Annotated in this window: 6 protein-coding genes and 2 pseudogenes; 4 read left to right on the top strand and 4 right to left on the bottom strand. The window is 53.9% G+C overall.

All coding sequences use genetic code 11. The annotated features are described in order from the left end of the window. The 3 genes from VIN76_RS10705 to VIN76_RS10695 all read right to left on the bottom strand — a co-directional run. The coding region (locus VIN76_RS10705) for a type IV secretion system DNA-binding domain-containing protein (protein WP_332041840.1) at positions 1-1,215 on the bottom strand (1,215 nt) is incomplete at its 3' end. After that, positions 1,215-1,538 (bottom strand): hypothetical protein, encoded by a 324-nt coding sequence (locus tag VIN76_RS10700; RefSeq protein WP_332041839.1) that lies wholly within the window; start codon positions 1,536-1,538, stop codon positions 1,215-1,217. The genes VIN76_RS10700 and VIN76_RS10705, both read right to left, overlap by 1 nt. A 656-nt stretch (positions 1,539-2,194) precedes the next feature. Beyond that, on the bottom strand, positions 2,195-2,416 hold the full coding sequence (locus tag VIN76_RS10695) for a hypothetical protein (protein WP_332041838.1): 222 nt from the start codon (positions 2,414-2,416) through the stop codon (positions 2,195-2,197). Between the two features lie 342 nt (positions 2,417-2,758). Here VIN76_RS10695 and VIN76_RS10690 point away from each other — a divergent pair, with 342 nt between their 5' ends. Next, positions 2,759-3,022, top strand: coding sequence for a DUF6437 family protein (locus VIN76_RS10690; protein ID WP_332041837.1), 264 nt, complete (start codon positions 2,759-2,761; stop codon positions 3,020-3,022). 58 nt (positions 3,023-3,080) lie between these two features. On the opposite strand, the gene VIN76_RS10685 is transcribed toward VIN76_RS10690, so the two are convergent. Further along, entirely contained in the window at positions 3,081-3,470 is a 390-nt protein-coding gene (locus VIN76_RS10685; protein ID WP_332041836.1) for a single-stranded DNA-binding protein, read from the bottom strand. Positions 3,471-4,084: 614 nt separating this feature from the next. Between VIN76_RS10685 and VIN76_RS10680 the strand changes: the two genes are divergently transcribed. The 3 genes and pseudogenes from VIN76_RS10680 to VIN76_RS10670 form a co-directional block, all read left to right on the top strand. Next, positions 4,085-4,492: a transposase gene (locus tag VIN76_RS10680; protein ID WP_332041835.1), complete on the top strand. Its 408-nt coding sequence runs from the start codon at positions 4,085-4,087 to the stop codon at positions 4,490-4,492. Beyond that, positions 4,489-4,831 (top strand): annotated as a pseudogene (tnpB, locus tag VIN76_RS10675) (IS66 family insertion sequence element accessory protein TnpB). Before VIN76_RS10680 ends, tnpB begins: the two are co-directional and overlap by 4 nt. A 54-nt stretch (positions 4,832-4,885) precedes the next feature. Next, positions 4,886-5,130: pseudogene (locus tag VIN76_RS10670) on the top strand (IS66 family transposase); the annotation flags it as partial.

Genomic DNA, 5,130 nt, shown 5'->3' with positions numbered 1-5,130 from the left:
GAAAATAATCCCGCCGCGCTCGCAATCGCCCTTTATCCAGTCGCGGATCGAGAAGCGGGACCCATGTTTTGGCAGCAGCATTAAAGCCTCGGCATTTGCATTGAGAACGGCCCGGATCGAGGTTGCCATGCGCGCCGCTTTGGGCGCGGTCAGTTGCTCCGCAACAGTGCCTTTCAAAAGCTTGTGCACATCAGTGAGATCGGCCGTTATCAGCTTTTTGGCGAGCGCCTCGTTGGTCGGTGTTCCGGCCTTCATAAGCTGCATGCAGGATTGCACAAATACCGAGCGCGCACCGATAACCCAGAACTGGTCATCGCCCCCGCCATCCTGCGGAACAAGCGCTTCAGCCGCGCTATGAAACTCGGCAATGTCGCTGCAATCATTAAACACGCTCCACCCTGGACAGCGAGCATCCAGCGGGTTCAATATGACATCGCGCGAGGCGTCATAGAAATGTTCGATAAACGCACCGGTTAAATCGAATATGACGGCGCGTTGCCCCTTTCTGCGCGCCTCGTTTATCATCTCCAAAAGGGCAACGGTTTTACCGGTTCCGGTTGTCCCGATCAGCATGGCGTGGCTCTGTTCGAGCCGCCAGGGATAACGAACGCCTGCAAGCGTGGAGGGATTGTAATAGCCCGCTTGCCGAAGCTGTTTCTGTCCCGCGAGCCGCCAGCGCCAACCCAGTTCGACGCGCATTTCCCGCGCTTGTTCAGCCGCATTGTGACGGGTGATTTCTGCTTGCAGTTCGGGCAAGGTTGCAAGCTGCGCGCCGCGTTCATGTTTGCTTTCTTTCGACCTGCCACCAAAATATTCTGCGACCCAGTAGAACAGGATAAAGGCAGGCAGGAATAACAATGCGGAGATAATGAGCGCGGTGCGCAGCGACGCCCATAATGCTTCCATCGCGCGGACGACCGGCGGGAAATTTTGAACCGCCGAAATTGCCATTTCCGCGCTTGCGCCAGAAGCAAGATCGAGATTAATCAGCTTGGCTGGATCAAACTCCATATATCCGTAAAGCGAGGCATAAAGGTTCATGCCAACAAGGTAGCGCTGATAGTCGGTAAGTACGGATGTCACCTGCCAATAGGACATGCCTACCAAGAGAATAGCAGCGATAATGAGGGGGGCTTTGAGCCCGCTTGCAAACATGAAACCGAAATGCCCGAGAAGCTGGCTACCGCGCGTAAAATTGACCAGATTACGCTTCATCACTTGCCTCCATTCAAAGAGGCAGGAGCAAGCCTCAGGCGCTGCAAGCGGCGGGCATAGGCATCATGGGTTTTTTGCCGTAGCGAACTATCCGGATGAGCGGTCAAAATGGCATCAAGCGCCACCGACGCGAACACCGCTTCACGCGCTTTGTCGATATCTTTCAAACTGTTCTTTTGATCATCATCCTGCGCCAGATAAGTAGCCATGACGAGATCACGCAGAAAGACGCTAACACACTCACCGCGATCTTCAGCTTGCGCCCTTACCCACTCGGCAAGCGGATAGGATAGATAGGTTTGTAAGCAAATATGGTTGGTCATACTCAGGTTCCTTGAATTTCAAGAACCTGGTTCACCCTTCGAAAAGCCCGATAAGAATAAATCGTGAACAACTCACAGTCAATCGGTTATGTTTCCCTACTTATCAATAGCTTATGGAAATGTGATTGGGGTAAGACTTGCCAAAAAACCATCAAGTCTTAGAGGATTTGTCTATGTCATCGGCCTCTTTTGGGACTTAACCAGTTGATATTAATCAATATATCCAAGGCAGCGAGCTGCGTACGGTGTGCCCTCTTTTGTCCCCAGCTCGGCAGCAACAATCCAGATTATTTTCTCGATGAACTCATGAGGCGTTATGACTCATGGATAGAATGGTAAAAACGAGCGCTGATGATCTTCATCAGCGCTCATCCCTTTCTGACAAACAAACAAAACATCGCTCGGCAAACAAATAACAAGGGCAACGGAATGGGGATTCCGATACCCTTGTTACACCCGCTATGGGTGTATCCCGCATCAATGGCCGCCCGGGTCGCAAATAGCCGACATTGATACGGAAAACTGAATTTGTTCGTTCGGGTCTTTTAAGGCCGATCAGACCTGGATGATTGTATGTTTTCGCCCTAATGGCCAAACTGATATGCGAACAAAAAACACGGCAGAGACCGTTGCCGATCCCTGCCCTATGAAATGTTTCAAAACTCATCCAGTAGAGCCCCGTGTACGGTATGAACCACCCGGTTCATCGCCCATGCCGGTAGCGCATCATAATCTCCCTCATCCAGAGCCACATAACCCTGGGTCTCATCCTCTATTACATGCTGATCGAAGAAGCTGTGTAGAGCCCTGCGCTCTGCTGTTTCAACTGCCGCAAAATAGCTTTGTGTATCAAGTACTGTATCAATTGCCTGTGTCATGTTTACCTCCTGATATTTGTCAAAATTGACAGGAAGTCTGGTGATGCGTGGGGGGCTGCCGAGTCACAGGACCGGCTGGAACAGACGGCCGCGAAGCGGCGATGGGGGCAACGATTTTATCGCGGGAGGCGGCGTAGCCGCCGGAGCGGTAAAATGGTGGGGCCCCGTCGTCCTTGACGCGGCAGCCCTCCACGCATCATGCTTGAACTTCAAGTGAGCAAGACCCTCTCCACCTCTAATTCTAGTGACCGGCTTCTATTAGCAAAAACCGTTTTCCTACAGGCTTGAAGATATGCGATTACAGAAACTTCAAGGGGTCATAACCGAGAAGAAGGAACTCTCATGACCAGAAAAACAGGTGCGCTTGCAGCGCTCAAAAAACTAGAAACCGAACGGGCCAAGCTCGACACGAAACAGCAGGAACTGGAAACCAGAGCAGCGACCGAACTTGGACGGATGCTGCTTGGAAGCGGCGTTGAAGCATTCAGCCCGAAAAGCCTCAAGCAGATCGGAGCTGCGCTCGGCAAAATGGGTGAGGAGCAGGTTCTTATCAAGCTAGAAATTGGGAGCTCAACTGCGCCGCGTAATAGTATTTCCCAAAGCTAAAGAAAGGCCCCGCCGGGAAACCGGCGAGGCCTGAATGTTTAGGGATGAAGATTAGAAATCATTCATCGATGTCGGGTGCATCCTTGTTATCCTGAGACGCACCGCGGGTAAGAAAATCCACCTTGTCGGCAAGGATTTCGCAGCCATAGCGTTTGATACCGTCACCATCTTCCCACTGGGTATAGTGGATCCGGCCTTCGACCGAAACCATCTGGCCTTTGGTGCAATATTGGGCAACATTTTTACCCAGCCCGTTGAAGCAGGTGATGCGGTGAAATTCTGCATCCTTGGCGGTAAAGCCGTTTTCATCCTTGTAGGTCTTGCCGTCCTTGTTGCGGGCGGGTCTGTCGGTCACCACCGAAAGGCTTGTAACCGTTGTACCGCCGTCTGTTGTCCGGCTTTCCGGATCGCGGGTAACGCGGCCAACCAAAAGTGTAATGTTCGTCATGATATTTCTCCTGTAATTTCAAACCGGACCATTCCGGCTTGCGAACTGACACCGGAAACAGGGAGAAGCGGCATTGCACCGGTGGCGCATAAGCGCCGGAGGGAAACTGGCTTGTGCACCGGGTGGTGCGGGCAGCATGCCAAAGGCATGCAACACGGCCGGAAGCAAGCCGGTTGCCATGCTGCTGACCTGGTTCAGGAAGGTTCGCGAAAAAGCCGAATTGGCTCTCGGTGGAGCTATATGTCAGGAGAGACTGACGAGTGTCGTTTTGAATCCGTTATCCACGACTGATGCACAATATCTGGCGGCTGGTTGCTTCGTTTCAGTGATCGATCCGCCTGCGACATCGGCAAGTCCTGAGGATGAACTAGCGGCGATGCGATGACAATGTTACGCCGCCATATCCTCTTCATGGCAACAAGTTCAGGTTGGCCCCGCATCATCAAGGCCTGCGGCTCGATCTGCCGCACCCAGTCCGCAAAAGAAGGGTAAGCGAGAGCTGTAGGCCGCCTTGCGGATTATGGCATTGAAGGGTTGAAGGCTGCTTTGTTTTTGGAGCGGCGATTATGGACGACATGGGTTCGGGATTAGCGAGCAGTCATACGATTAGTCATATGACCACTCATATGAGTGGTTCTAGTCTTGGCCGTGTAGAGATTGTCGGCGGCCGTCGGCGCTGGACAGCCGAGCAGAAGCTGGCGATGCTGGCAGATGCATTTGGTCCAGGGGGATCGGTTGGCCAGACTTGCGAGCGTCACCGGATTGGCAGTGGCCAGCTATACACATGGCGCCGTCTGGCGGTGAACGGTCAGTTAGGGGGCATGAACCCGTCAGGCCGCGCGCTTGCCGCACCCGGTTTTGCCGAAGCCTCGCTGGATACTGGCCCAATCGACCGAGCGGCGGTAAACCCTGCACAGCCTGGTCTGATCAGGATAGACCTGCCGTCAAGGATAAGGCTGACGGTGGACGCGGCGGTCGATGCCGATGCGCTGGCGCGGGTGTTCGCGGTGCTTTCCCGATGATCCCGCCATCTCCTTCGATGCGCATTTACCTTGCTTGCGGTGCAACCGACATGCGCAAGGGTTTTAATGGTCTGGCTGTAATGGCGCAGCAAGTATTGCGCAAGAACCCGCATTCAGGGGCACTGTTCGCCTTCCGTGGCAAGCGCGGCGATCTGGTCAAGCTGCTGTGGTATGACGGCCAGGGCATGTGCCTGTTTTCCAAACGGATGGATCGTGGCCGTTTCGTTTGGCCGGTGACAAAGACCGGTAAAGTGCACCTCTCTTCGGCCCAGCTTTCCATGCTTCTCGAAGGCATTGACTAGACCTGAACGCACGGACGCCCCGGTTCTGACGGGATAAAACGGCATATTTGGGCGGGTTTTACTGGTAATCCATGAGCCACTCGGCTATTAAATGGCGGTGTCAGATACCGCTCATTCTTACCCCGATAAAGACGCCCGGATCGCCGAGCTGGAAGCTGCTTTGGCGGCCCGTGACACGCTGATCGAGACGCTGCGGTTACAACTGGACAAGCTGCGCCGTATGACCTTTGGCCAGTCGTCGGAGAAGCTTGTCCAGCAGATCGAGCAACTGGAACTGACGCTCGAAGAGCTGGAGAGTGAAGCTGCGATTTCCGATGCCCGGGCGCCTGAGCCGAT

It is taken from the genome of Parasphingorhabdus sp., assembly GCF_036568145.1.
In the GTDB taxonomy this organism is placed as follows: domain Bacteria; phylum Pseudomonadota; class Alphaproteobacteria; order Sphingomonadales; family Sphingomonadaceae; genus Parasphingorhabdus.
This window is presented reverse-complemented; position numbering and strand designations above follow the sequence as displayed.

Bases quoted from the DNA above. Each gene is read 5' to 3' on its own strand.
- VIN76_RS10685 (WP_332041836.1), bottom strand. From the start codon at position 3,470: ATGACGAACATTACACTTTTGGTTGGCCGCGTTACCCGCGATCCGGAA.
- VIN76_RS10690 (WP_332041837.1), top strand. From the start codon at position 2,759: ATGACCAGAAAAACAGGTGCGCTTGCAGCGCTCAAAAAACTAGAAACC.
- VIN76_RS10680 (WP_332041835.1), top strand. From the start codon at position 4,085: ATGACCACTCATATGAGTGGTTCTAGTCTTGGCCGTGTAGAGATTGTC.
- VIN76_RS10700 (WP_332041839.1), bottom strand. From the start codon at position 1,538: ATGACCAACCATATTTGCTTACAAACCTATCTATCCTATCCGCTTGCC.
- VIN76_RS10695 (WP_332041838.1), bottom strand. From the start codon at position 2,416: ATGACACAGGCAATTGATACAGTACTTGATACACAAAGCTATTTTGCG.